At 72.2% G+C, this 25,236-nt stretch carries 21 protein-coding genes and 1 other RNA gene; 9 read left to right on the forward strand and 13 right to left on the reverse strand.

Features of this window, described 5'->3' with window-relative positions:
• Positions 1 to 61 precede the first annotated feature (61 nt).
• Entirely contained in the window at positions 62 to 3,175 is a 3,114-nt protein-coding gene (locus KALB_RS05150; RefSeq protein WP_025354659.1) for an ATP-binding protein, read from the forward strand.
• Here the strand turns inward: KALB_RS05150 and KALB_RS05155 are convergent.
• The 5 genes from KALB_RS05155 to KALB_RS05175 form a co-directional block, all read right to left on the reverse strand.
• Positions 3,153 to 3,920 (reverse strand): ABC transporter permease, encoded by a 768-nt coding sequence (locus tag KALB_RS05155; RefSeq protein WP_025354660.1) that lies wholly within the window; start codon positions 3,918 to 3,920, stop codon positions 3,153 to 3,155. The two genes, KALB_RS05150 and KALB_RS05155, sit on opposite strands and share 23 nt — an antisense overlap.
• Positions 3,917 to 4,876: a daunorubicin resistance protein DrrA family ABC transporter ATP-binding protein gene (locus KALB_RS05160; RefSeq protein ID WP_025354661.1), complete on the reverse strand. Its 960-nt coding sequence runs from the start codon at positions 4,874 to 4,876 to the stop codon at positions 3,917 to 3,919. Before KALB_RS05160 ends, KALB_RS05155 begins: the two co-directional genes overlap by 4 nt.
• A 267-nt stretch (positions 4,877 to 5,143) precedes the next feature.
• The gene (locus KALB_RS05165; RefSeq protein ID WP_025354662.1) at positions 5,144 to 9,223 is read right to left on the reverse strand and encodes a TIGR02680 family protein; all 4,080 of its coding nucleotides are present in this window, start codon (positions 9,221 to 9,223) and stop codon (positions 5,144 to 5,146) included.
• A complete protein-coding gene (locus KALB_RS05170) occupies positions 9,220 to 10,461 on the reverse strand; it encodes a TIGR02678 family protein (RefSeq protein WP_025354663.1) in 1,242 nt (413 codons plus the stop codon). The genes KALB_RS05165 and KALB_RS05170 overlap by 4 nt, the downstream gene beginning before the upstream one ends.
• Positions 10,458 to 11,987 (reverse strand): DUF2397 domain-containing protein, encoded by a 1,530-nt coding sequence (locus tag KALB_RS05175; RefSeq protein ID WP_236650175.1) that lies wholly within the window; start codon positions 11,985 to 11,987, stop codon positions 10,458 to 10,460. Before KALB_RS05175 ends, KALB_RS05170 begins: the two co-directional genes overlap by 4 nt.
• 115 nt (positions 11,988 to 12,102) lie before the next feature.
• On the opposite strand from KALB_RS05175, the gene KALB_RS05180 reads away from it, so the two are divergent.
• The gene (locus KALB_RS05180; RefSeq protein ID WP_025354665.1) at positions 12,103 to 13,047 is read left to right on the forward strand and encodes a cobalamin biosynthesis protein; all 945 of its coding nucleotides are present in this window, start codon (positions 12,103 to 12,105) and stop codon (positions 13,045 to 13,047) included.
• Between the two features lie 130 nt (positions 13,048 to 13,177).
• Here the strand turns inward: KALB_RS05180 and KALB_RS05185 are convergent, their stop codons facing one another.
• The 4 genes from KALB_RS05185 to KALB_RS05200 are packed head-to-tail and all read right to left on the reverse strand — an operon-like array spanning position 13,178 to position 15,902.
• Positions 13,178 to 14,002: an SURF1 family cytochrome oxidase biogenesis protein gene (locus KALB_RS05185; RefSeq protein ID WP_025354666.1), complete on the reverse strand. Its 825-nt coding sequence runs from the start codon at positions 14,000 to 14,002 to the stop codon at positions 13,178 to 13,180.
• Positions 14,003 to 14,018: 16 nt separating this feature from the next.
• Entirely contained in the window at positions 14,019 to 14,579 is a 561-nt protein-coding gene (locus KALB_RS05190; RefSeq protein WP_025354667.1) for a DUF1349 domain-containing protein, read from the reverse strand.
• Positions 14,580 to 14,589: 10 nt separating this feature from the next.
• The gene (locus tag KALB_RS05195; RefSeq protein WP_025354668.1) at positions 14,590 to 15,447 is read right to left on the reverse strand and encodes a fructosamine kinase family protein; all 858 of its coding nucleotides are present in this window, start codon (positions 15,445 to 15,447) and stop codon (positions 14,590 to 14,592) included.
• Positions 15,444 to 15,902 (reverse strand): low molecular weight protein-tyrosine-phosphatase, encoded by a 459-nt coding sequence (locus tag KALB_RS05200; RefSeq protein WP_025354669.1) that lies wholly within the window; start codon positions 15,900 to 15,902, stop codon positions 15,444 to 15,446. The genes KALB_RS05195 and KALB_RS05200 overlap by 4 nt, the downstream gene beginning before the upstream one ends.
• 19 nt (positions 15,903 to 15,921) lie before the next feature.
• Here KALB_RS05200 and cobC point away from each other — a divergent pair, with 19 nt between their 5' ends.
• The 4 genes from cobC to KALB_RS05220 are packed head-to-tail and all read left to right on the forward strand — an operon-like array spanning position 15,922 to position 19,620.
• Entirely contained in the window at positions 15,922 to 16,968 is a 1,047-nt protein-coding gene (gene cobC / locus KALB_RS05205) for an Rv2231c family histidinol phosphate aminotransferase CobC (protein ID WP_025354670.1), read from the forward strand.
• Positions 16,965 to 17,804 (forward strand): Nif3-like dinuclear metal center hexameric protein, encoded by an 840-nt coding sequence (locus KALB_RS05210; RefSeq protein WP_025354671.1) that lies wholly within the window; start codon positions 16,965 to 16,967, stop codon positions 17,802 to 17,804. Before cobC ends, KALB_RS05210 begins: the two co-directional genes overlap by 4 nt.
• Positions 17,801 to 18,538, forward strand: coding sequence for a zinc ribbon domain-containing protein (locus tag KALB_RS05215; protein ID WP_025354672.1), 738 nt, complete (start codon positions 17,801 to 17,803; stop codon positions 18,536 to 18,538). Before KALB_RS05210 ends, KALB_RS05215 begins: the two co-directional genes overlap by 4 nt.
• A complete protein-coding gene (locus KALB_RS05220; RefSeq protein WP_025354673.1) occupies positions 18,535 to 19,620 on the forward strand; it encodes a bifunctional RNase H/acid phosphatase in 1,086 nt (361 codons plus the stop codon). Before KALB_RS05215 ends, KALB_RS05220 begins: the two co-directional genes overlap by 4 nt.
• Before the next feature lie 135 nt (positions 19,621 to 19,755).
• Here KALB_RS05220 and ssuE read toward each other — a convergent pair whose 3' ends face one another.
• The 3 genes from ssuE to sfnG form a co-directional block, all read right to left on the reverse strand.
• Positions 19,756 to 20,298 (reverse strand): NADPH-dependent FMN reductase, encoded by a 543-nt coding sequence (gene ssuE, locus KALB_RS05225; protein WP_236650321.1) that lies wholly within the window; start codon positions 20,296 to 20,298, stop codon positions 19,756 to 19,758.
• Between the two features lie 78 nt (positions 20,299 to 20,376).
• Positions 20,377 to 21,600, reverse strand: coding sequence for an acyl-CoA dehydrogenase family protein (locus KALB_RS05230; protein WP_025354675.1), 1,224 nt, complete (start codon positions 21,598 to 21,600; stop codon positions 20,377 to 20,379).
• 11 nt (positions 21,601 to 21,611) lie between these two features.
• Positions 21,612 to 22,718, reverse strand: coding sequence for a dimethylsulfone monooxygenase SfnG (gene sfnG, locus KALB_RS05235; protein ID WP_236650176.1), 1,107 nt, complete (start codon positions 22,716 to 22,718; stop codon positions 21,612 to 21,614).
• 287 nt (positions 22,719 to 23,005) lie between these two features.
• Here sfnG and rnpB point away from each other — a divergent pair.
• Positions 23,006 to 23,411: RNase P RNA component class A (rnpB, locus tag KALB_RS44750), an RNA gene on the forward strand.
• 326 nt (positions 23,412 to 23,737) lie between these two features.
• Here the strand turns inward: rnpB and KALB_RS05240 are convergent.
• Positions 23,738 to 23,947: a ParB family protein gene (locus tag KALB_RS05240; RefSeq protein ID WP_236650177.1), complete on the reverse strand. Its 210-nt coding sequence runs from the start codon at positions 23,945 to 23,947 to the stop codon at positions 23,738 to 23,740.
• A gap of 505 nt (positions 23,948 to 24,452) precedes the next feature.
• Between KALB_RS05240 and KALB_RS05245 the strand changes: the two genes are divergently transcribed.
• Positions 24,453 to 24,719 carry a hypothetical protein gene (locus KALB_RS05245; RefSeq protein ID WP_025354678.1) on the forward strand — a complete coding sequence of 89 codons (267 nt, stop codon included), beginning with the start codon at positions 24,453 to 24,455 and terminating at the stop codon, positions 24,717 to 24,719.
• 6 nt (positions 24,720 to 24,725) lie between these two features.
• The gene (locus KALB_RS05250) at positions 24,726 to 25,235 is read left to right on the forward strand and encodes a hypothetical protein (RefSeq protein WP_025354679.1); all 510 of its coding nucleotides are present in this window, start codon (positions 24,726 to 24,728) and stop codon (positions 25,233 to 25,235) included.
• Position 25,236: the final 1 nt, after the last annotated feature.

Here is a 25,236-nt window from a genome sequence, read left to right on the forward strand (position 1 = left end):
GACAGTCAGGGGTCCTCACTTTTCGGGGTGGCCGCTTGGCGGTCCGGCTACCCTGACGCCAGTGACCATCGAGCTGGTTCTGCTGTCGCGGGTGTCCTACCGCGGCCTGGAGATCACCGGCTCCGGGCCGCGCAGCCTGCTTGCGCTCTTGGCCGGCGAACTGCGCGCGGGCTGCAGTACCGCCCGGCTGGTGGACGCGCTGTGGCCGGACGAGCGACCCGAGCATCCCACGAAGGCGCTGCAACTCCTGGTGTTCCGCGCCCGCACGCGGCTTGGCCCTGACGTCATCCTCAGCACACCCACCGGCTATCGCCTCTCGCTGGGTGAGGACCAGGTCGATGCCTCCGCTGTGCTGCTCAGCGCGTCCGCGAGCGAGCAGTGCGCCCGTGTCGCCGACCACGCGTCGGCGCTGCAGCACGCCGAGGCCGGTCTCGCGCTGTGCGAAGGGGCCGCGAGCTGGGACAACGCGCTCGAAGACCCGCTGTCGGTGTTGCGCGCGGCGCGGGCGTCGACGTATCGGTCACTGGCGCGTGCCCGCGCGCTGGCGTTGGCCCGGCTGGGCCGCCCCGCCGAAGCGGTCGAACCGCTCAGCGAGCTGGCCCTGCAACGACCCCGGGACGAGGAGGTCCTGGTGGAGCTGCTGCGCTGCGAGGCCGCCACGGTGGGCCCGGCCACGGCATTGGCCAGGTACGACGCCTACCGGCGGGCGTTGTGCGAGGAACTGGGCAGCGACCCCGGCCCCGCACTGGGAAGCGTGCATCGCGAGTTGCTGCTCAGTGACGCGCCCAAGGTCCGGCACGGGGTGCGGCAGGAGCCCAACCCAATGCTCGGCCGCGACAAGGACGTCGCCGCGGTGGCCGACCTGGTGCGTGCCTCGCGGGTGACCTCGATCGTCGGGGCCGGTGGCCTGGGCAAGACCCGGCTCGCGCACGCGGTCGCCCGTGCGGCGGAGCAGCGGGTGGTGCACTTCGTGGGGCTTGCCGGTGTCACCGCTGACAGTGTCGTGGTCGGTGAGGTCGCGTCTGCCCTCGGCGTACGGGAGGCCGGGCCCACCCCGACCGGTCGGCTCGCCATGCGGGCGGACGCGCTCACCGGCATCGTCGACGCCCTCGGACCTGGCCCCGCCTTGCTGGTGCTGGACAACTGCGAGCACGTGGTGCGCGAAGCGGCCGAGCTGGTGCAGGCCCTGGTGTCCATGAGCAGGGAGCTGCGGGTGCTCACCACCAGCCGCGCCCCGCTCGGCCTTTCCTCGGAATCGGTGTACCCGCTGCCCGAGCTGGACCTGCCGACGATGATCGAGCTGTTCGGCCAGCGTGCGAGGGCGACCCGCCCCGACATCGACCTGCCGCCGAGGGTGGTGCGGGAGCTGTGTGGCCGCCTGGACGGGTTGCCGCTCGCCGTGGAGCTGGCAGCGGCGCGAGTGCGGGTGATGTCGGTCGCCGAGATCGCCGGTCGGCTGGACGACCGGTTCGCCTTGCTGCGGGGCAGCTTGCGGGACGCGCCGCGGCGGCACCGCACGCTGCACGCCGTCATCGACTGGAGCTGGCACCTCCTGGAGCCCGCTGGGCAGGCGGCGATGCGCGCGCTGTCGGTGTTCCCCGGCGGGTTCACCGCGGCCGCCGCGCGCCACCTGCTCGGTGACGACCTCGTCCTGGAGCAGCTGGTCGACCAGTCGCTGCTGCGGGTGGCCGACAGCGGATCGGGCACGCGGTTCCGGATGCTGGAGACCGTGCGCGAGTTCAGTACCGCACGCCGGGAGGAGGCCGGTGAGACCGACCGCGTCATCGCCCGCTTCCTCGGGTGGGCTCGCGACTTCGGGGTGCGGTGGCCGGAGCCGGACCTCGCCGCCGGCTTCTTCGTGGCCGTGGACGTGATTCGCGCCGAGCAGGACAACCTGGTGCAGGCCCTGAGGTACGGGCTCGACCGGCAGGACGGCGCGACCGTCGCGGTGACCGCGGCCCTGCTGGGCAGCCTGTGGGTCACCGAATCGAACTTCACCCGCCTGGCGGCGCTGGCCAAGGACACCGCCTGGGTGCTGTCCCACGTGCGGCCCGAGCCTGCCCTCGTCGAGGCCACCAGGACGGCCGCGGTGCTGGGCGCGCTGATCGGGTTCGTCATGCCGGATCTCCGCCCGCTGCGCGCCCTGGTCACCCTGCGCCGGCTACCGCTGGCCCCGCCGGACACCCTCGTCCGAGCCGCCCACATCGCGCTGTGCGCGCCGGATGTCCCTGCGCTGCACGAGCTGTCCGCCAGCGACAAGCCGCTGCTGGCCGGGATCGCCAACTACGTGCTCAGCTACGTGTGGGAGAACGTCAACGACCTGGACAGCGCGCTGCGGGCGGCCAGGCGGATGCTCGCGTGCTTCGAGGGCGACGACCTACCGTTGATCCGGGCCGTGGCCCACGGCCGGGTCGGCGAACTGTGCCTGCTGGTCGACCCCGGGGAGGCGGCGTTTCGCCACCTGGATGCGGCGTTGTCGATCGCGGCGGAACTCGGGTGGTCCACCGGGTCTCGGGGGACGTGGGCATTGGTGCTGGCCAACCTGCAGCGTGGCAGGTTCGACGAGGCGGAACGCGGGCTGGACGAGGCGGCGCGGGGCGGGGACGAACCGGGTGGCGTGGCGATGTTCGAGGTCTGCGCTCGCGCGGAGATCCTGCTCGGCCGGGGTGACGTCGAGGGTGGCCTGCGCCTGTGGCGACGGGCCGCCGACCGCCTGAGCAACACCGGCGGCGATCTGTCCGGCGGCGGGCTGTGGCCTTTCGAGGTCGAGGCCGTCGCGGTCATCACGCATGCGCGCCATGGCCGGCTCGATCTGGTCAGGGAGATCATCGACGCGCTGCCCGGCATCCTGTCCACCGTGGTCACCTCGGCGTCGATGGTGGAGTTCCCGGTGTGCGGTTCGCTCCTGCTGGCACTGGCCGTGGCGGACCTTGACGGCGGAGCCATCACAGCGGGCGTCCGGATGATCGCCCTGGCGGAGCGTTTCGGGCTGCTGCGCGGATTCCAGCCGACGATGTCCCCCGAGCGGATCAGGGGCATCGCCCAGCAGGCCGACCGGCCGGCGTACGCCGACGCGGTGTCGTCGTACGCCGACCTCGACCAGGACGGCCTGCGAGCCGCGGCTGTGGCGGTGCTGCGCGCGAGGAATCAGCTCACCGGCTCGGATCCCGCCTGAACAGCGCCCGCGCCCACAGGTAGCCGGCCAGCGCGAGGACGACGCACCAGGCGAGGGCGGCGACGCCGCTGTCGTTGATGGGCGTGCCCAACAGCAGCCCCCGCAACGTGTCGATGATCGGCGTGAACGGCTCGTACGCGGCGAACCAGCGCACCGGTGCGGACATCGAATCCGGCGAGACGAACGCGCTGCTGAGGAACGGCAGCAACTGGACGACGAGGACGAACGGGCTCGTGCCCTCGGCGGTCCTGGCGAGCAGCCCGACCGCGACCGCAAGCCAGGACAGGGCGAGCGCGAGCAGCGCGACCAGGCCGACCGCCGCCAGCCACCGCACCGGGTCGGCCGCCGGCCGGAAGCCCAGGAGCAGGGCGACGCCGACGACCAGGGCCGTGCTGAACACCGTCCGGGCGGTGGACCCGATGACATGCCCGGTCAGCACCGAGGCGCGGGAGATCGCCATGGTGCGGAACCGGGCGATGATGCCCGAGGTCATGTCCCGGTTGACCGCCATGGCCGTTGTGGAGGCCCCATAGCCCACAGTCATCAGGAGGACCCCGGCCACCACGTAGTCGATGTAGTCGCCGCCGTGCGCCGCCGTCCCGAGGCCGGCGTTCAGCGCGCCACCGAGCACGCCGACGAACAGCAGCAGGAGGACCACCGGCATCCCGATGGTCATGATCACCGACCCGGGATTGCGCAGCGTGTGCCGGAAGTTGCGCCGCAGCATGGTCACCGCATCGCTCATCGGACTGCCTCCTTCGCCGCGCTCGGGTGGCCGGTGAGGGCGAAGAAGACGTCGTCGAGGTCCGGGGTGTGCACGGACAACTCGTCGACCTCGATCGCCGCCCGCTCCAGCCGGTCCAGCAGCGCGCGCAACGCCGGGACGCCGCCATCGCTGGGCACCTGCAGGGTGAGCGCCTCGTCATCCCGGGACACATCGCCAAGGGCGCGCGCAGCCGCGTCGAGGCCGGCGGCGTCGCCGAACCGCAGCCGTACATGACCACCGGGAACGCCGCGCTTGAGCTCCTCCGGGGTGCCCACCGCGACCAGCTTGCCCCGGTCGAGGACGGCGATCCGGTCGGCGAGCTCGTCGGCCTCCTCCAGGTACTGCGTGGTCAGGAAGATCGTGACCCCGCTGGCCACCAGCTCGCGGATGGTCTGCCACATCATGCGGCGGCTGCGCGGGTCCAGCCCGGTGGTCGGCTCGTCGAGGAAGATCACTCGCGGGTCGCCGACCAGCGTCATCGCCAGGTCCAGCCGGCGCCGCATGCCGCCGGAGTAGGTCGACGCCAGTTTTGTGGCCGCCTCCGTGAGATCGAACCGGTCGAGCAGCTCCGCGGCCCGTCGCCCGCCCTCGGCACGGCCGAGGTGGTGCAGGTCGGCCATGAGGACGAGGTTCTCCTCGCCGGTGAGCAGGTCGTCCACCGCCGAGAACTGGCCGGTGACCCCGATCGCGGCACGCACCGCGTCGGGTTCCTCGGCGAGATCGTGCCCGGCGATCCGTGCCTGGCCGCCGTCGAAGCCGATCAAGGTGGACAGGATCCGCACCGCGGTGGTCTTGCCCGCCCCGTTCGGGCCCAACAGGGAGAACGTCGTCCCCTCGCGGACATCCAGGTCGATGCCGTCGAGCACCACCTTGTCACCGAACGACTTGCGCAGCCCGGTCACCGCGATCGCCGATCGTGATGGAGCGCTGGTCATGTCCCTCCTCCCAGTACCGTGGCGCTGGCGGCCACGCCCAGGAGGATGGTGCGGGCAGCGGGTTTCACCACGGCTTCATCGCGGTGTCGCCGCTCGCGCTGAGCGCGCGTTCGCGAAGAGTCGACGTGGGGCTTCGCGCAGTGCCTCACAGGACACGCCTGTCAGACCCCCGGCGTAACGTCAAAACCGGGGGGACCCCCGGGGCCCCAAGGGGGCGCGAGGTCCCCTGGTTCGACGTTACCGCGGGGGTCTGACAGGTCCGCGCGATCAGGGGTCGTCGCGGTCGAGTCCGGCGCCGTCCCAGGTGGTGTGGGTGCAGGCGACTCCGCGGCCGTTCTTGGGGCGCAGCACGTCGTAGATGTGCATGCGCGGGATCTTCGAGGACACGCCCCAGCCGCTGGGCCAGGTGATGACCCAGTCCATGTCCAGGTCGACCAGCAGCCCGAGCATGCGGGCGATGGTCGGGTCGTCGAGCCGCTCGAACGCCTCGTCGAGCAGCACCAGCCGCAGCGGGGCGAGTTCGTCCTCGGTGCTGCTGACCGCGTCGTAGAACGAGGCGGCGGCGGCGAACAGGGTCACGTAGGACACCAGCCGGGTCTCACCGGAGGACAGCTGGCGCAGCCGCCGCACGCGCGGCTTGCCGTCCGGGCCGGAGTCGCGCACCCGCACGGTGAACGAGTACCAGGTGCGGTAGTCCAGGGCCCTGGCCAGGATCTCGGCGTAGCCGCTGGAGTGCGCGTCCCGCTCGGCCTCGATCCGCTCGGTGATCACCTGGCGCAGCAGGTCGTCCTGGTCCTCGCTGCGCTCGGCCAGCGGGGTGCGCACCAGCTCCAGCGCCTGCTTGGTGCGCTCGTCCAGGGCCGCCGAGGGCCGCCACTCCAGTTGCACGTGCACGCCCTGGCTGGAACGGGCCTGGTCGAGCACGTCGTTCATGCGGCGGCACAGGTCCTCGGCCACCTCGATCTGACCGCGCAGCCGCTCGGCCAGGTCCCGGATCAGGTAGTCCGCGAAGATCGACTGGTAGCGCTCGCCGAGGAAACCGCGCTGCTCGGCGAGCCGCTCGCGGACCCGCTTGGCGGCCTCGGCCACCGGGCGCGGGCCGTCCTCCCCGGTCACGGTCACCGTGAGCACCCCGCCGGTGGTCTCCGCGCCGATGTCGTGCGTACCGGCCAGCGAGGTCTGCAACACCTGCAACTTGGTGATGACCGAACCCTCGCCCGCACCCTTGCGCTCGGCGGCCCCGGCCAGCACGCCCAGCGCCGCGTCCAGGTCGGCGGGCGGCTCCTGCTCGGGGAAGGCCGCGGTCCAGATGCCCGGCGCCGCAAGGGCTTCCTCGAACGCGGTGCTCGCGGACGACTCCTCGGCCCCGCGCGAGTCCAGCTGGGACCGCTTGGTCTCCAGCAGGGTCTCCACCTTGGTCGCCTGCTCGCGCACCTCCACCACGTGCTCGCGGGTGCGCGGCAGCTCACGGCGGACCCTGCGCCGTTCTTCCTCCAAAGTAGACAGTTGCGAGGAGACTTCCTGGGCCTCGCTGCCGATCGCCGAGCTGAGATCGTCCAGTGCGTGTGCGCGGTCGGCGTACTCGGTGCACAGCGCGTTGGCCGCGGACTCGGCCTCGGTCCGGTCGGTCACCGCGGCGTGGTGGTGGTTCATCGCGTCCATCAGGTCGGCCACGGTGCGCGCGCACCGCCCGGCCAGGCCCTCGGCCAGCTGCTCGGCCGCCGCCCGCGCCTCCGAGGCCGCGCGGTTGGCCCGCTCCAGCGCCTCAGTGTCCACAGTGGACGTCTCGGGGTCGGCAACCGCGATGCCCGACTCGGCCGCGGCCTGCACCAGCTCGGCGCGCGAGGCGTGCCAGCGGTCCTCGGCGGCGCCGTGCTCCTCGCGCAGCTGCTGCGAACGGGCCTCCGACTCCTCGGCCGACTCCCGCGCGCTGGTCAGCCGGGCGTGCGCGGCGATCAGCTCCCCGTCGTCCGGGAACGCCTCGACATGCCGCTCCCACTCGGTGGTCCGCTCACGCGCCTCGTCGCAGCGCCGCTCCGACTCGGCCAGTTCGGTGTGCAGCCGCTCCACGGCCTCGCTCAGCTCGGCGATCCGCCGCAGCCGCGCCGCCTCCCGGGCCCCGGCGCCGACGAACTCGGCCACCGACTTGGCCCGCGCGCCGCACAGCACACCGGCACGCCACGCGCCGGAGGTGGCCACGACCAGCCCGGGAACCGTTGTGGCAGCAGGGTCCTCGGCGACACCGACGGCCGCGAGCAGCTTCGCCACGACCTCGGCCGACACCGGGCTGCCCGGCTCGGCGGCGGGCACCAGCACCTCGGCGAGGCTGCGGCCCTCGGCGGCCGGACCGGCCACGGCGAGCACCTCGGCCAGCTCCGGGTCGGACACCTTGCCGTCCGCGGACACCAGCGCGGTGAGCAGACCGCTGGCCTGCAACGCGGCCTCCAGCCCGGCCTGGTCCGCCTCGGCCAGCGTGGGCACGAAGTCCACCAGCCGGAAGAACGCCGCACCATCGCCAGCTGTGTTCGTGCCGCCGGAACGCAGCGACACCACCTCGGCCTCGTGCTCGGTGATCGTCGCGCGCAGCTCGGTCAGCCGCTGCTCGGCCGACACCACCTGCTGGCGTAGCTCGTGCACCTTCGGCGCGGCCCACTGCCTGATGTTGTCGCGCGCGGTCCGCGCCGCACCCCGCTCCTCGGCGAGCAGCTCGGCGGTCGGCATCATCGGGTACTGCACGGAGGAATCCGGGCCGCCAGCGGTCCAGCGGGACGCCTGCTCACGCCACACGTCCACGGCCGTGGCCAGTTGCTGGCCCGCCTCGTTGCGGCGGCCCGCCGACTCGGTCGCGGTCAGCTGGGCCTGGCGCGCGGCGCGTCGCAGTTCCTCGACATCGCGCAACTGCCGGTCCGACTTGAGCGCACGCTCGTGCAGGGACAGGGTCAAGGCGTTGCGGCGCCTGGCTTCCGAGGCGGCCTGCTCGGCCTGGCGGCCCGCGTCGCTGAGCGCGTCCAGCAGCGTCTGCGGCTGCACCGGGGGCAGCGTGCGCCGGTCGATGGCCAGCGGCTCCGACTCCGGGTCGGGCTTGGCCCGCACCTTGTCCGTGGTGCTGCTCGCCTCCGCCGAGGGCATCTTCGGCACCTGCGGGCACAACTCGGCGTCCAGGCCCGCGGTGGCGAGCCTTTCCCTTGCCTGACCGGCGAGTTCGTCGGCGGCGTCGATGTCCTGGCCCAGTCGGCGCAGCACGGCCAGCACCGCGTCGACCGCCCGGTCCTCCTGCGCGCGCTGCCTGCCCGCGGTGTCCAGCGCGGCCTCGGCCGCCGACCTGGACCGCGCCACGAGCTGCTCGCGGTCCTGTAGGTCGCGCAGCCCCCGGTACGCGGGCAGCTCCTTGAGTGCCTCGATCCGCGCTTCGAGTTGGCTGTCCTGGGATTCCTGTTGCGCCACAGCCTCTTCCGCGGTGACCCGCTCCTCGCGGGCTGCGATCAGCTTGCGTTCCAAGGAGTCCAGTTCGCTGCGCAGGGACTTCAGGCTCTTGCGGCCCGCGAGCACCCGGTCACCCGCGGACCGCAGGCCGGACAGGGCGTAACCCGAGTACGTGCCCAGGAAGGCGCCCAGCGCGGTGTCCGCAGTGGACAGTCGGATGATGTTCTCGCGGATCGACTCCAGGTCGTCGAACGAGGTCGCCAGCTGCTCCACCATCGAGGAGTCCAACGGGGGCAGGGCATCCGAGAGGATCTGCTCCAGCTGGCCTTCCAACACCTTCAACCCCACGTCGGGGTTGCGTAGCGTGCGCTGCAAGTGCAGCAGGTCCGCGTAGCGCGCCGCGGGCACCCCGTACACCGTCTCGGCGACCTTGGCGCGGAACGCGGCGTCCTCGAACACGCAGTCCGCGCCGATCAGCTCACGCAGCTGCGCCGGGCCGACCGGCACCCGGTCCGGACCGGCCAGCCGCAGGTCCTGGCCCACCCTCGCCGGTGTGACGAACCGCCAGGAGTCGGTGATCTGCTGCGAGGTCTTCGAGGCCTTCACGCCGATACCACAGGTCAGGTACTCACCCGGTGCGCGGTGCAGCTCCACCCAGGCGTAGCCGATCCGGTTCGGGCCGCCGTCGTAGTCGTCGAGCATCAGGCGCCGGATGCTCACCGTGTCGAAGCCCTTGGAGCCCAACTGGCGCAGGTCCCCGTCCAGGCACAGCGGGAGCAGCAGCTCCAGGGTGCGCGACTTGCCGGAACCGTTGGTGCCCTGGAAGATCGCCCGGCCGCCGGAGAAGTCGAAGACCTGCTCGGCGTACTGCCAGATGTTGACGATGCCGCCCCGGCTCAACGTCCACCGCGGACTCGTAGTCACGACTGACCTTCCTCATCGAACAGGGACCAACCGGGTTCCTCCTGGGGAGGCGGCGGTGCGGGCGGTGCGGTGCGGGCCGGTGTGTCGTCGGGCACGGGCACCCAGCGGTGCGCGGTCGGCGCGACCAGCCAGCCGTCCTCGGGATGCTCGGTGGCCAAACCCATGCGCGCCAACAGGTCCAGCACCTCGGCGGTAAGTCGGTCGGGGTCCTCGGTGGCCTGCCGCGACCACGCGGCCGGGTAGTCCTCGACCAGCCGGGCGCAGATCGAGCGCAGCTGTGCCAGGCGGATCGGGTGCCGCCCGTCCGCACGCGGCTGCGGCGGCAGGTCGTCCTCGGCGAACAGCTCCGGGTCGGGGTCGGCGATCAGCTCGGGCAGTGCCAGCAGGGCGATCCGGGACACCGTGCCCGAACCGGGGAACAGCACGTCGGTCAGGTAGTCCTCCGGGTCGGTGACGGCCACGCCCTCCAACCTGGTCTCGGTGATCAGCCCGAAGCTGCGCTCCAGCAGGGCCGACTCGCGCCGCTGGTGGCGCAGCAGCCACTCCGACTGCTCCTGGGGCAGGTCGGAGCGCAGCACAACGGGATTCTCCACCAGCTTGCGGCGCACCGAGTGCTCGGCTCCACGCGGGCCGGGCCGGGCGGCCAGTTCCACCAGGTGCGCGGGGTCCTCGGCCTCCAGCAGCGGGCCGGACAGCAGTTGGCCCAGCAGGTCGGTGTCGATGGTGATCAGCGCCTCGGCCGGGCCGTCACTGCCCCACGGGGCCACCGTGCCCTCGGTCTCGCTGATCACGCCGAGGGACAGCAGGTGCCGCAGGGCCGCGGTCAGCGCGCGCCGGTCCGGCAGGTCGTCGGTGACCCTGACCCCGGCCTCCACCGCCGCCGAACGCACGTCGGTGACCAGCCTGGACAGCAGCACCTGTCGGCCGACACCGGTCAGCGCGGCCATGGTCAGCGCCAGGTAGGCGTAGCCGCGCGGGGACAGCGAGGACTCGCCGCGGCTGGGGTCGTTGCCCGGACCCGGCTTGTACAGGCGGGCGAAGCGGCGCTCCACCACCAGCCGGTAGCCCAGCAGCCCCGAGAACAGGTCCTGTAGTGCGGCGCGGTGCCGGTAGACCAGCGGCAGCAGATCGCCGTCCGGGCCCTCGGCGCGCAGCAGTGGCCGCCTCAGCAGCACCCGCGCGCAGCGGACCACGTTGGCGGCGTCGATGTCGGACATGCCGTCCAGCACGTCTTTCACTGCCCGGCCTCCAGAACCACCGAAGCGTTGTGCAGGGTCAGCGTGCCGCCCGCGGTCGCGATCCTCGTCGTGCGCCCCTGCTCCGGGGTCACCGTCAGCCGCAGCCCACGCACCGGGTCGGCGGCGCTGCCGGTGTCCTCGGCCCGCTCGCGCTGGGCCATCGCCATCGTCAACAGCTCGCAGAACACGTCCAGCGCCCCGCTGGACAGCTCCGCGTCCTCGATCTTGGGCGCGGCCCCGACCAGCTCGGAGACCGCCTCGGCCCGCTGCTGGTCCACCTGGCGGGCCTCGTTGAGCAGCGCGTGCTCGGTGATCGGGTCGTCCATGATCCGCGAGGTGCGGCCGCGCGCACCGCGATCGCCCCGGCTGCGCACGCTCACCGTCACGTCCAGCACCGGACCGTCCCGCCAGGGTGTGTGCTCGTCGTCACCGTCGTGCTCCGGCGCGGGCAGCAGGTTGCGCGCCGAGTACAGGCCGAACGCCGCCGCGTACAGGCAGTGCGCCTGGTCCGGCTCGGCGGAGTCGAACCAGGACGCCAGCTTGAGCAGCTCCGCCCGCCGACCCGGCAGCAGGCCGCCGCCCGAGGTCGCGCGCTTGACGCTGGCCAGCAGCGAGCCGATCGCGCGGCCGGTGGCCTCCCGCAGCGCGGTGACCTGGCTGGGCCGTCCCGGCCGGTCCACGAACCAGTCGGTCAGCTCCTGCCAGTCCGCCGTGGTGCGGCCGCGGGACCGCTCGATCTCCGCGCCCAGTCCGTCGGCCGGGCCGAGCAGCCGCAGCAGTTCGGTACGGCCCCTGGCCAGCTGCGCCAGTGAGTCGGCGATGGCCGGGGTGTGCCGCAGCACGTCCTCGACCACCATCTGGATGTACTCCACGAGCAGGTTGCGGAACCCGGAGATCTCGTCCGGGGCCAGGTGGTGCCGGGTGACGATCTGCCCCAGGTAGGCGTAGAAGTCGCGGACCGTCACGGCCAGCTCGGCGTGTTGCAGGAACAGGGTGGTGACCTGCTCGGCCAGCGCCTCCCTGGCCCGCCTGGCCCCCGGCCCGCCCTCGGTGAACACCGCGTCGGACAGTGACCGGCCCAGCTGGCCCAGCCCGCGCTCGATCGCGGGCAGCAGCTCGCGGGACACCTCGCGGGCGCCCTCGGGCACGCGCAGCAGCTCGTCCACGTCCCGCTGCACCCGCACGGCGAGCTTGCTGACCTGGTAGCGCACGCTGCCGTGCTGGAACTCGGCGATGCTCGACGCGATCACCTCGCGCCGCCCCGGCACCAGGTTGCCCCACTCCACCAGCTGCTTGAGCCGGGCGATCACGTTCTCGATCCGGGACTCGCCCGGTTCGACCAGGCCGTCCCGCTCGGCGGCGGCCAGCTTCGCCGCGACCTCGCCCGCCGACAGGTCGGCCAGCAGGGTCGAGGCGAACAGCCGCATCGTGGTCAGGTAGGTGCGGTGGTGCTCGCGCGGCTGGAGGTAGGCGTACAGCAGCAGCCGCCGGTCGGTCGTCTGGTCGTACAACTGCTCCTGCTCCACGGTCGGCCACACTAATGGGCCCGCGCCCCACGCCTGGGCCACCTGTCGCCAAACGGGTGACACCTGGGGCGATACCGTTCGGAGTATCGGACTCGGCGAGGTGGGGGTGGCACGGGTGAGTTTGGCGCGGGCAGTGGGCCTGGTGCTCGGTGCGGCGGCGGACGCGGTGTTCGGCGATCCCCGTCGCTGCCACCCGGTCGCGGCGTTCGGCCGGGCGGCATCCGCGCTGGAGCAGCTCGCCTACCGGGACAGCAAGGTCGCGGGTGTGCTCTACACCGGGGCGCTCACCGGCGGCGCCGCCCTGCTCGGTCTCGCCGTGGAACGCGCCGGTCGCAGGCACCCGCTGATCCGCGTGGTCAGCACGGCCGCGGCCACCTGGGTCGTGCTCGGCGGCGCCTCCCTGGCCGACGAGGGCACCGCCATGGGCCGGTCACTGGGCGCCAGCGAGATCGAGGACGCCCGCGCGCGGCTGCCCAACCTGTGCGGCCGCGACCCGAAGAGCCTGGACGCCGCGGGCCTGGCCAGGGCCACCGTGGAGTCCGTGGCCGAGAACACCTCCGACGCCGTGGTCGCCCCGCTGCTGTGGGGCGCCGTGGCCGGGGTGCCCGGTCTGCTCGTCTACCGCGCCGCCAACACGCTCGACGCGATGGTCGGCCACCGCTCCCCGCGCTACGCGAGGTTCGGCTGGGCCTCGGCCCGGCTCGACGACGTGCTCAACCTCGTGCCCTCCCGCGTCGCCGCGATGCTGACCGCCGTGTCCGCGCCCGTGGTCGGCGGCTCCGCGCGCGGTGCGTGGCAGACCTGGCGCCGCGACGCCTCCGCGCACCCCAGCCCCAACGCGGGCCAGATCGAATCGGCCTTCGCCGGTGCCCTGGAGATCCGGCTCGGGGGTCGCACCGTGTACTCGCACGGCGCCGAGGAGCGCCCCGTGCTCGGCCACGGCCGCAGCCCCGACGCCGGTCACGTCACGCGCGCGGTCGAGTTGTCACGAGTCGTCGGCGCCCTGTCCGCAGCCGCCTCCGCCGTGCTCGCCACCGCCCTGGGCCTGCGGAAACGCTAGCTGTCCACAGGCGGCGAGTTGTGCACATGTGGATCTTGGTGAAGGTTGGGTGTCGGGGGTGGGCGGTAGACTGGTGACGGGGTCGCCCCCCTGGGAGTGGCGGGGGATTGTCACCAGGTAGGCGGGCGATTCAGCTGCTCGTGCTGGCCTGTTCGCGGGCCTCGTCCTCGGCCAGGATCTCGGCCACCGACTTGCGCTTGGGGCGCTGCGTGACCTCCTTGTCCAGTGCCCCGCCGGGCCGGGCCTCCCGCCAGCTGAAGTAGGCCCAGCCGAACAGGGCCATGGTGCCGAAGATGATCCACTGCACGGCGTAGGAGAAGAACGGGCCGGAGTCCAACTGCGGCAGGGGCAGCGCGTTGACCACCCCGGGCTGGTTCGGTTCCAGCTGGAAGTAGCCGGGGGTGATCGTCAACTTGGAGGTCTGCGCGACGGCGGCTGCGCTCACCGGGTACACCTGCGGCCTGCTCGCGGTCAGGATCGGGGCGCGGCTGTCCAGCGGCTCGTCGGCCCGCACCCGCGCGACCAGGGTGATCTCCCCGCCGGGCGCGGCCGGGTAGTCGGGGATCTCCTTGCCGGGTTGCAGCTCCTGGTAGCCGCGGTCGACCAGCACGATCCGGCCGTCACGCAGCCGGAACGGGGTGAGCACCTCGGAGGCGGGCTTGCCCTGCACGGTGCGCAGCCGGGCCACGGCCTCACCCTCGGGCAGGTAGCCGCCGGTCAGCGAGACCAGCCGCCACTCGATCTTGCCCGCGGGCTCGCCACCAGCGGGAACGAGCTGCTCCAGCGGCACGGCCGAGCTGCTGAACGAGTTCTGCAACGCGGAGTTCTGCGCCTCCTGGTCGCTGTTGCGACCGAACTGCCACGGGGCGAGCACGGCGTAGCAGGATCCGGCGAAGACGAACACCACCAACGTCAACGCCACCCAGCCGGGCTGGAACAGGAACCGGAACCGCACCACCCCACGGTATGCCTCAGCCCTCGGTGAGCTCCAACCGGTCGAACCGCACAGCGCAGCCAGGGCCGTCCGGGGAAGCGCACATCACACCCGCCCACACCTGCTCATCGGGCGCGAACCAGGCCAGCCGCAGCATCGTCAGCGGCTCGGCCCCGTCCAGCCCGTACCGCACGGTCAGCGTGTCCCCGGTGCGCCGCACCTCGATCGTGACCTGCTCGGCGTCCCGGATCGGCGTCACCGACCAGTCCGAAACGCCCCTGGTCAGCACGGCACTGGCCTGCTGGTGGCCGTCGACCAGCTCGATCCCGGTCTTCAGCCAGTTCTCCGGATCGGTCCGCACCATCGCGCCCGCCTGGTCGTACTGGTGCGTGTACGCCCCGGTGAACGTCGTGACCAGCCGGAAGTCGCCCGCGATCCGCCGTGCGAACAGGTGCCCGGTGTCCCGGACGAACCCGTAGTGGGTGACCCGCCAGAAGTCGGTGTCCGGATCGGTGTGCACCGTCAGCCCGGAATCGACCGACCACCGCCCCGGCTCGTTCAACCACTGCCAGTCCGCGAACCCGAATGCTTCGATCACCAGCCGACTACTACCCCATGAGCGCGGCGCGGGCCGCTGCCGCCGCCTGTTCGGCGTACGACCCGCCGAACAGCACGACGTGCACCAGCAGCGGGAACAACTGGTGCAGCGAGATCCGCCGCTGCCAGCCCTCAGCGAGCGGGGCCACCTCCAGGTAGCCGCCGAGCACGTGCTCCAGATGCGGGCAGCCGAACAGGTACAGCATCGCGAGATCGGTCTCACGGTGGCCGCCGTGCGCCGCCGGGTCGATCAACCAGGCGCGGCCGTCGGCGGCCCAGTGCACGTTGCCCGACCACAGGTCCCCGTGCAGCCGCGCGGGCGGCTCAGCCGGACCGGCCAGGTCCTCGACGCGCTCGCACACCTGCGCGATCACCGCGGCCTGCGCGCCGGACAGGCTCGCCGAGTCCACGGCGTCACGCAGGTACGGCTCGATCCGCTGCTCGGCGTACCAGCGCGGCCAGTGCTCCGCAGGGGCGTAGCTCATCGGTGCACGGCCGATCCACCCGCGCTGCGGAGCACCAGGTGGGGGCGCCCCGAAAGCGTTTGCGCCCGCCCGGTGCAGAGCCGCCAGCGCGCGTCCCAACTGCTCGGCCGCCGCCGTGCTCGACGGCCCCGGCTCGACCTGCTCCATCACCAGCCAGCGGTCGTCGTGGCCCCGTAGCCCCGGCATGGGCACCGCCCCGGACTCGGCCAGCCACTCCAGGGACGCCGCCTCGGCCCGCGCGGCGCCCGGCCCACAGCCCTGCTTGGCGACCACCAGGTCCCCGTCGGCGAACTCCACCTCGTAGACCCCGGCACCGAGGCCGTGGGCGGACACCGGCTCGCCGCCGACGATCTCGGCGACGGCCGCCAGTACCGGCTCGGTCACAGGTTCTCGCGCACCCAGTCGAGCAGCCCCGGCATGGCCGCCTCGATCATCGCCAGCACGTCCTCGAACCCCTCGGGCCCGCCGTAGTACGGGTCGGGCACGTCCAGGTCCTCGCCCGCGGCGGGGTCGAACGAGCGCAGCAACCGCACCCGTTCGGGGTCGTCCGCGATGCGCCGCAGCGTGCGCGCGTGCCCCGAGTCCAGGGCCACGAGCAGGTCGGCATCCAGGTGCCGGCCGTCCACCTGGGCCGCGACGTGCTCGGTCGGGTAGCCGTGCTCGGCCAGGGTCCGCGTGGCGCGCTCGTCCGCCGCCTCACCCGCGTGCCAGCCACCGGTCCCGGCACTGCTCACGTCCACGACATCGGCCAGCCCAGCTGTTCGCAGCTGCTCCCCGAAGACCAGCGCGGCCATCGGTGATCGGCAGATGTTGCCCGAGCAGACGAAGCTGATGTGCATCCTCTTAGACTTCCACGCGATGACCAGGCAGCAGATCCAGCGTGCGCAATTGCGCCACCACGGCGACGTTGACGCCATCCCCGGACTGGCTGATTTCGCCGTCAACGTGCGCCTGGACCGTCCGCCCGGCTGGCTGCGGGACCGGCTCGCCGCCGCGTTGGACCGCCTGGGCGGCTATCCGTCCGAAGCCGAGGACCTGGCCGCGCGCCGAGCTGTCGCCACACGTCACGGCCGTGAGCCGGACGAGGTGCTCGTGCTCAACGGCGCCGCCGAGGGCTTCGCGCTGCTGCCCGAACTGGCGTCGGAGCTCAGCGCTGTCGTGCACCCGTCGTTCACCGAACCCGAGGTCGCGCTGGCCGACGCCGGTGTGCCCGTGCACCGCGTGCAGCTCGCCGCCGAGGACGGCTACCAGCTGCGCCCCGGCCTGGTCCCCGACGAGGCGGACCTGGTCGTCGTCGGCAACCCCACGAACCCGACCTCCGTGCTGCACCCCGCGCGCGTGCTCACCGAACTGGCCAGGCCGGGCCGTGTCCTCGTGGTGGACGAGGCGTTCATGGACGCGGTGCCCGGCGAACCCGAGTCGCTCGCGGCCACCCGCGTGCCCGGGCTGATCGTGCTGCGCAGCCTCACCAAGACCTGGGCGCTGCCCGGGCTGCGTGCGGGGTACGCGATCGCGGAACCCGACCTGCTCGCCAGGCTGGGGCGGCGGCGACCGCAGTGGCCGGTCGGCACGCTCGCGCTGGAGGCCGTGCGCGCGTGCAGCGAGCCCGCCGCCGTGGCCGAGGCCGAGGCCGCCGCGATCGAACTCGTGACGCACCGCGTCGAGCTGGCCGCCGCGCTGGCCGCGCTGCCCGGTGTCGAGGTGCACGACCCCGCCTCCGCGCCGTTCCTGCTGCTCCGGGTCAAGGATGGAGAACACGTGCGACGAGCCCTGCGCGACCGCGGCTTCGCGGTCCGGCGCGGCGACACCTTCCCCGGGCTGGGCGCCGACCACCTGCGGGTGGCGGTCCGCTCCCCGCAGCGCTGCGCCCCGCTGATCGTCGCCCTGCGCGAGGTGCTGGCATGACCGCCACCCTGGGCGCCGTGGTCGACGCGATCGAGCAGGCCTACCCGCCCGCGCTGGCCGAGTCCTGGGACGCGGTCGGTCTGGTCTGCGGCGACCGCGCCGAACCGGTGGACAAGGTGCTGTTCTGCGTGGACCCGGTCGAGGCCACGATCGAGGAGGCGCTGGAGATCGGCGCCCAACTCGTCGTGGCGCACCACCCGTTGCTGCTGCGCGGGGTGCACGGGGTGCCCGCCGACGAGCCCAAGGGCCGCCTCGTGCACCGGATGATCCGCAACGGCGTGGGTCTGCTGTGCGCGCACACCAACGCCGACTCCGCCGACCCCGGCGTGTCCGACGCGCTGGCCCAGGCGCTCGGGCTCACCGTGCACGGACCGCTGGACCCGCACGAACCCGGCTCGCGCACCGGCATCGGCCGGATCGGTGAACTGCCCGCGACCGAGCCGTTCTCCGTGTTCCTGCGCAGGGTCGCCGACGCGCTGCCCGCCACCGCGTGGGGCGTGCGCGGGGCCGGGGACCCGGACCGCCCGATCCGCAGGGTCGCCGTCTCCGGTGGGGCCGGTGACTCCTACCTCGGGCACGCCGCGCGCGCCGGGGTCGACGCCTACGTCACCGCGGACCTGCGCCACCACCCGGCTGGCGAGCACGTCGAGCGCGGTGCCGGGCTGCCCGCGCTGGTCGACGTGGCGCACTGGGCCAGCGAGTGGCCCTGGTGCCAGCAGGCGGCGGAGGTGGTCCGCTCCGCGCTTGCGGGTACCGTCGAGGTCTTCGTTTCCACCCGCCGGACCGATCCCTGGACCTTGCACGCCCAGCCAGAATCCCGAGGAGCCACTGAGTGAAAGCCGAGTCCGCGGTGCAGCGCCGCCTGCTCGACCTCGCCGAGGTCGACGCCGAGCTGGGGCGCGTGAACCACCGTCGCCGCACGCTGCCCGAGCTCGCCGAGATCAGCGCGGCCGAGCAGACGACGCAGGCCAAGCGGGACGCGCTGGTCGCCGTGGAGACCACGCTGGGTGACCTGGACCGCGACATCCGGCGTCAGGAGACCGAGATCGAGCAGGTCCGGGCTCGTGAGGACCGCGACCGCAAGCTGATGGCGGGCGGTTCGGTCGGCGCCAAGCAGTTGGCCGACCTGGAGCACGAGCTGGCCACCCTGCAACGCAGGCAGGGCGTGCTGGAGGACGACCAGCTCGAACTGATGGAGCGCCGCGAGGCCGTCGAGGCGGACACCAACCACGCCCGCGCCGAGCTGGACAAGGCCCTGGGGGCCCTGTCCGACGCCCAGCGCCGTCGCGACTCCGCACTGGCCGACCTGGACAGCACCGATGCCAAGCGCAGCGCCGACCGTGAGCTGATGGTCAAGCAGTTCCCGGCCGACCTGCTCGCCCTGTACGAGCGGGTCCGCGCCCAGCGCGGCATCGGCGCGGCCCTGCTGCACGCGCGCCGCTGCGGGGCGTGCCGCATCGAGATCGACCGCACCGCCATGTCCGCCATCAAGGCCGCCGCCGCTGACGAGGTGCTGCGCTGCGAGGAGTGCGGCGCGATCCTGGTGCGCACCGCGGAGTCCGGTCTGTGAGGGTCATCGTCGAGGCCGACGGCGGCTCGCGCGGCAACCCCGGCCCCGCCGGGTACGGCTCGGTCGTGCTGGACGCCGAGACCCGCGAGGTGCTCGCCGAGCGCAAGGACGCGCTCGGCGTCACCACCAACAACGTCGCCGAGTACCAGGGGCTCATCGCCGGGCTGAAGGCCGCCGCCGAGCTGGGCGCCGACGCCGTCGAGGTGCGCATGGACTCCAAGCTCGTCGTCGAGCAGATGTCCGGGCGCTGGCAGGTCAAGCACCCGGCGATGCAGCCGCTGGCCCGTGAGGCCAAGCAGCTGGTCGCCGGGTTCGACTCGGTCGAGTTCGAGTGGATCCCGCGCGAGCGCAACAAGCACGCCGACCGGCTCGCCAACGAGGCCATGGACGAGCAGGCAGGCATCGCGCCGAAGCGCGTCGCCGCCGCCGAGAAGCCGGTCAGCCAGCCCGGGTGGACCGGTGCCACCGGCACGCCGACCCGGCTGATCCTGCTGCGGCACGGCCAGACCCCGCTGACCGTGGACCGGCGCTACTCCGGCCGCGGCGACATCGAACTCACCGAGCTCGGCCAGCGCCAGGCCGCTGCCGCCGCCAAGCGGCTCGGCTCGATGCCCGAGGTGGCCGCGGTCATCTCGTCCCCGCTGAGGCGCGCGGTGCAGACCGCGAGCGCCGTCGGCGAGGCGCTCGGCCTCGAGGTGATCACCGAGGACGGGTTCACCGAGACCGATTTCGGCGACTGGGAGGGCCTCAGCTTCGCCGAGGCCGCCGAGCGCGACCCCGAGCTGCACCGCAAGTGGCTGTCCGACACCTCACTGACCCCGCCGGGCGGCGAGAGCTTCGACGCGGTGCACCGCAGGGTGCGCCGCGGCCGCGATTCGCTGATCAGCCGCTACGGCGGCGCCACCCTGGTCGTGGTCAGCCACGTCACCCCGATCAAGAGCCTGCTGAGGATGGCCCTTGACACCGGCCCGTCGCTGCTCTATCGCCTGCACCTGGACCCGGCTTCCCTGTCCACGGCGGAGTTCTACCCCGACGGCAACGCCTCGGTCCGGTTGGTCAACGACACCTCGCACCTGAGCTGACCCGAGTTGTGCACAGCCGCCAAGTTGTCCACACGTGGATCTTCGGCAAGATCAACTAGGGGCGGCGGGCGGTAGACTGGGATCGGGGTCGCCCCCCAGGGAGTGGCGGGGGACGCACATGGGTAGGGCGGCGGCTCACGCCACGACCGGCAGTCGGTGCCGGGCGCCGAGCGCGGCACCGAACTGGGACAGTGCGACGTGCACGGCGGCCAGTGCGGACGAGTCCATGGCGCCGCCCTCACCGGCCAGTTGGATCAACCGGTCCAGCACGAAGCAGCCGGGCACCAGGTTGTCGGCGCCCATCGCGCTGAGCATCGGGCGCAGCGAGTAGTCCATGGCGACCAGGTGCCCCTGCGTGCCGCCGGTGGCCAGCGGGGCCACGACCTTGCCCGCCAGCGCGCCGTCGGGCAGCAGGTCCAGGAACGCCTTGACCAGTCCGCTGTAGGCGGCCCGGTAGACGGGACTGGCCACGATCAGCCCGTCGGCCCTGCGCACCAGGCCGAGCGCGTGCCGGATCGCGGGGTGCTCGGTGTTGGCGACCAGCAGCGCGGAGGTCGGCAGGTCGCGCACGTGCAGGGTCAGCACCTCGTGCTCCTGGTCGACGAGCCACTCCTGCGTGTGCCGCAGCAGCACACTGGTGCGCGAGTCGGGGGACGGGCTGCCGGAGAGCGTGAGCACGGTGGACAAGGACTGCCTCCCAGAGTGAGGGCCCCGGTGAGGCCGGGCCACCAGACCTCACCGGGGCGGGGAAGTGGATCAGGAGTACCAGGTGGGCTCGGGGATCTCGTCGCGCAGCACGTACACGCCGACCTCCTGCCGCTTGTACGCGACCGGGTCGTGCAGGGTGTGCGTGCGCACGTTGCGCCAGAACCGGTCCAGGCCCTCCGAGGAAGCCGTGGACCTGGCCCCGGTCACCTCGAAGATCCGGCTCGTGACCTCCAAGGCCACGTCGGTGGCCCTGGCCTTCACGGCGGCCACCCGCACCTCGTGCTCGCCGCGCTGGCGCTCGGTCACCGCCTCGGCGTTGTCGTGGATGACCTGCGCCTCCTCGGCGACCTTGTCGGCCAGTGCCTCGACCGCCCACAGCTTGGCGGTCAGGTCGCCGTAGGTGTCGAGCACGTGCGGTTCGTCCACGGCCCGCTCGTAGGGCGAGTACAACCAGGACCGCGCCTTGTCCCTGGTGTAGGTGCTCGCGGTGGCCAGCGCCCCGCCCGCGATGCCCAGGTAGAAGTTGACGAACACCAGCTGGATCGCGGGCACGTTCAGCGTGTTGTAGACCCGCGGCTGGAACACCTTGTCCACGAAGCCCGCAGCGCTGGCCCAGTCCACCCGCACGTCGGTGATCACCACGCTGCCGCTCTCGGTGACCCGCTGCCCGATGTTGTCCCAGTCGTCGTTGAACACGATGCCGTCCTGGCGCGAGGGCACGATCGCGAAGACGTGCGTCTCGGTGCCCTCCAGCACACCCTCCAGCACGGTCACGTCGGAGACCTTGCTGCCGGTGGAGAAGGACTTGCGCCCGTTGTACGACAGGTGCGACCCGTGGTCGGTGATCGTCAGGTCCTGGTCACGCGGGTTGACGGCCCCGCCGAAGAACCAGCGCTGCTTGGCGGCGGCCTCCTCCACGGCGGCGATCTGCTCGGGCGTGCCGACCAGCCGCGCCGCCCAGGCCCACAGGTAGTGGTAGCCCAGCAGCTGCCCGATCGAGCCGTCCGCCTTGGCCACCTCCCTGATCACCCGGTACGCCGTGGTCCACGGCTGGCCGCCGCCCCCGTGCTCGGCCGGTGCCAGCAAGGTCACCAGGCCCGAGTCCTTCAGCAGCTGCACCTCGGCGTACGGGGTGTTGGCGTCGCGGTCGCGGCGCACCGCGTCCACCGCCAGCACCGCGGCCACCTCGCTGGCCCGCTGCACCCACTGCTCCGCCGTGCTCGGCGCCTGCTTGTCGTCCCAGCTCACCTGGGCGTCCACGCTCTTGGTCATCTCGGGGCTCCTCAGTTGGCGAGAACGGGTTCGGGGACACCGGCGGAGCGGTCGGCCCGGGCCTCCAGCTCGCGGACGATCGGCAGCACCTCGCGGCCGAAGTACTCGACCTCCTCCAGGTAGTGCAGGAAACCCAGCAGCAGCAGGTCGACCCCGCGCCTGCGGTACTCCACGATCCGGGTCGCCACCTGCTCGGGTGTGCCGATCAGCCCGGTGCGGAACCCGTCGTTGTACTGCACGAGGTCCTCGAACGAGGAGTCCTGCCACATGCCGGTCCGGTTGCCGGTGGACTGCCCGGCCTGCTGCACCGCCGAGCCGAAGCCCCGCACCGCCTCGTGGTCGGCCTTGGCCACGATCTCCCGCAGCACCTCACGGGCCTCCGCCTCGGTGTCCCTGGCGATCAGGAAGCCGTTGAGCCCGAACCTGACGCCGCGCCCGTGCTGACGGGCGTTCGCGTTGACCTCGGCGAGCTGCTCGCTGGCGCCCTCGAAGTCCTTGCCGTTGCTGAAATACCAGTCCGAAACGCGACCGGCCATCGCCCGCGCCGCAGTGGAGTTGCCGCCCTGGAATATCTCGGGGTGCGACCTTTTTTCCGTGACGACTGGTTTGGGCTTGAGGTCGAAATCGTGCAGCCGGTAGAAGTCGCCCCGGAACTCGGCGTGGTCGGAGGTCCAGATCTCGCGCAGCACGCGGATGAATTCCTCGGAACGGCGGTACCGCTCGTCGTGCTCCAGCCACGGCTCACCCAGTTTGGTGAACTCGTCCTTGAACCACCCGCTCACCACGTTCACCGCCGCGCGCCCACCCGACAGGTGGTCGGCCGTGGCGAGCAGCTTGGCGAGCACGCCCGGCTGCCACAGCCCCGGGTGCACCGCCGCGATGACCTTCAGCCGCTGGGTCGCCAGCAGCAGAGCCAGACTGAAACTGGTCGATTCGTGCTGGTAGGCGGCACCGTAGCTGGCGATGTAGCGCACCTGGCTCAGCGCGTACTCGAAGCCGTTGTTCTCCGCCAGCACCGCGAGCCGGCGGTTGTAGTCGTAGCCCCAGTCGGTGCGCTGCTCGATCTTGCTGACCACCAGGCCGCCGCTGACGTTGGGCACCCAGTACGCGAATTTCACCGGCTCGAGCCGATGCTTCCCATCGTGTTCGGACAAGACTTCTCCACGAGGTGAGGAATGCCGGAAAGGCAGGGGAGTACCCCGAGAGGGCGGGGCATGAGGAAAGGAGAAGATCGTCAGAACTGACAGGCGCTCGACACCACGCGAAGGAAATCCACGTGGCGGCGGCGAGTGAGTCGGCGAAACGCGACCATGAGCCGAGTAGAGCACGGTCCCCAAAGGCGGTCAACCAACCCCTGGTGTCGATTCCAGACACTGGGACACGGGGTACTAGGCTGTCCGGTGGACGAGTCGGCGGGGCGGCCGCGTCGGCGGGAGCTACTCCCGCCGCCGAGGAAAGTCCGGACTCCACAGGGCAGGGTGGTTGTTAACGGCAACCCGGGGCGACCCGCGGGACAGTGCCACAGAGAACAGACCGCCCGGTCGCGACAGCGACCGGGTAAGGGTGAAACGGTGGTGTAAGAGACCACCAGCACCTCGGGTGACCGAGGTGGCTCGGTAAACCCCACCCGGAGCAAGGCCAAGAGGGCGCCGCGTGCGGCGCCTGCGCGGACGATCGAGGGCTGCCCGCCCGATGTCCGCGGGTAGGCCGCTGGAGCCTGTCGGCAACGGCAGGCCGAGATGGATGGCCGCCACCCGGCACCCCGCGAGGGGCGCCGGGAACAGGATCCGGCTTACACGCCGACTCGTCTCCTTCCCGCTGCGCTCTTGGCGCTCCTCCGGAGCGCGGCGTCTTCGCTGAGGTCCGGTCTCTTCCCTTGTCTCAGGATGATCACTGGACAGATGTGATCATCATGGGCCCGCGGTCCAGAGACCGGCGCGAAGACGCGGTCCCTGGAGCTGGCGGTTCTGGTGGGGGAGAGGGCGGCGGGCAGGGGCGGCCGGGGGAGGGCGCGCGGAGGCGGAGGGCGGCGTGTCCCGGGCTGAGGGGGGCGCGAGTCCCGCTCAGCGGTGCCCGAAGGTGCCGGCCTGGCAGGGGGCAGCTCAGCGGTCCGCGTAGCGGCAGGCCTGGCGGCGGGTCAGCTCTTGGCGGGGCGGCCGGGTGGCAGGCGGTAGACCGGGTCGAAGGGGCGGCCCGCGTTGAAGCGCTCTTCCAACTCGGCGACCCGCTCGGCGACGGCGGGGTTGACGATGTCGGCGAGGCTGCGCACCCCGGCGCCCGGCTCGTGCGCGGACAGGTGCGCCGCGGCGGCCCTGGCGCGCTCGAGGACCCCCTGGTCGAAGTTCACGGTCCGCTGGACCCGCCGCCCTGCGGGGAGCGTTCTGCCGGTAGCCTCTTCGTTACACAACTGAGTGCCCTCGACGTGGTCTGGCTCTGGTTGCCCGGCCATGCGAACATCCCTGTCTGAGGAGGGGGTGAGCCGACTGTTACCGACGTCCGCCAACACGCGGCTCCCTGTGTGGGTCGCGTCGGCCGAACAGGTCACGCCAGGCACGGTGTTACCGTTCCCTACACACTCAGCGTGACCGGGTTTCTCGCAAGCGGGTGAAACGCTACGGCAAGCAGGAGAATCTCGTGTCACGTGTTCTCCACCAGGCCCTTCCCACCGATGATGGGTGTAGCCAGATTAGACGTAATACGCGGTCGAGGGGAACGTTTTGGATCAACCCCGTCCCGATGCGGTACCGGGCACCGGCGTCGCCCACCACGGGCGCTGCGCCCGTGCTGTACTCGTCTGCGCCTGCCGGGGGCGTTCCCCGGCTCGACACGCTCCAAGCACCCCGGAGTAGGACATGACCGCCAGCAGCCTGATCCACTACACCGCGGCAGGCACGCCGTCGACGAACAACATCCAGACCTGGATCACCGGCAACCTCATCCCGCTGCTGCTGCTCGCGGTCGCGCTGTTGCTGCTCTGGCTGGGCGGCGGCAAGGGCGACAACGCCGGAGTCATGCGCCGCCTTGGCGGTGTCATCGTGGCGCTGGCGATCATCGGTATCGCCCTGACAGGCGCCGGCGTGGACATCGGCAAGTGGCTCGCCGGCCTGTTCACCGGGTGACGGGGCGTGCGGATCCGCACTGACGACGAGGTCTACCGGGTGGACGCCGTCTGGCTCGGCCCACCCAAGGCCACCTTCCCGTGGCGTGCCCGCTACGTGGCCTGGGGCATCGGACTCGCCGTCTTCTTCCTCACCCTCACCGTCGAACGACGGATCGGCATCGGGTTCGGCTTCTTCAGCGTGGCCTGGGCACTGGTCATCACCGTGGTGGTGACCAGGCTCATCTCCTCGCGGATCAACCACGAGCGCCCGCTGGGCGCCGTATCGGTCATGTGGCTGCGTGAGCTGACCGCGCCCCGCCAGCGCTCCTCGGGGCAGGGCGGGGCGGTCACCGCCTCGCGGATCAGAGTAAACCGGCAACGCCCGCGCCCGCAGGACGGCAAGGGACGCGGCAAGCGCGCACTCCCACCCGCCGCGGGCGCCCAACGCTCCAGAGTCAACCAGCAACAACAGCGTCGGCAGGCACGCACTCGCACCAGGGAGGTTCGCGGTGTTCGGACGCCGGCGAGACCGTGAC

The sequence above is a fragment of the Kutzneria viridogrisea DSM 43870 genome (assembly GCF_000525635.1).
Taxonomy (GTDB): domain Bacteria; phylum Actinomycetota; class Actinomycetes; order Mycobacteriales; family Pseudonocardiaceae; genus Kutzneria; species Kutzneria viridogrisea.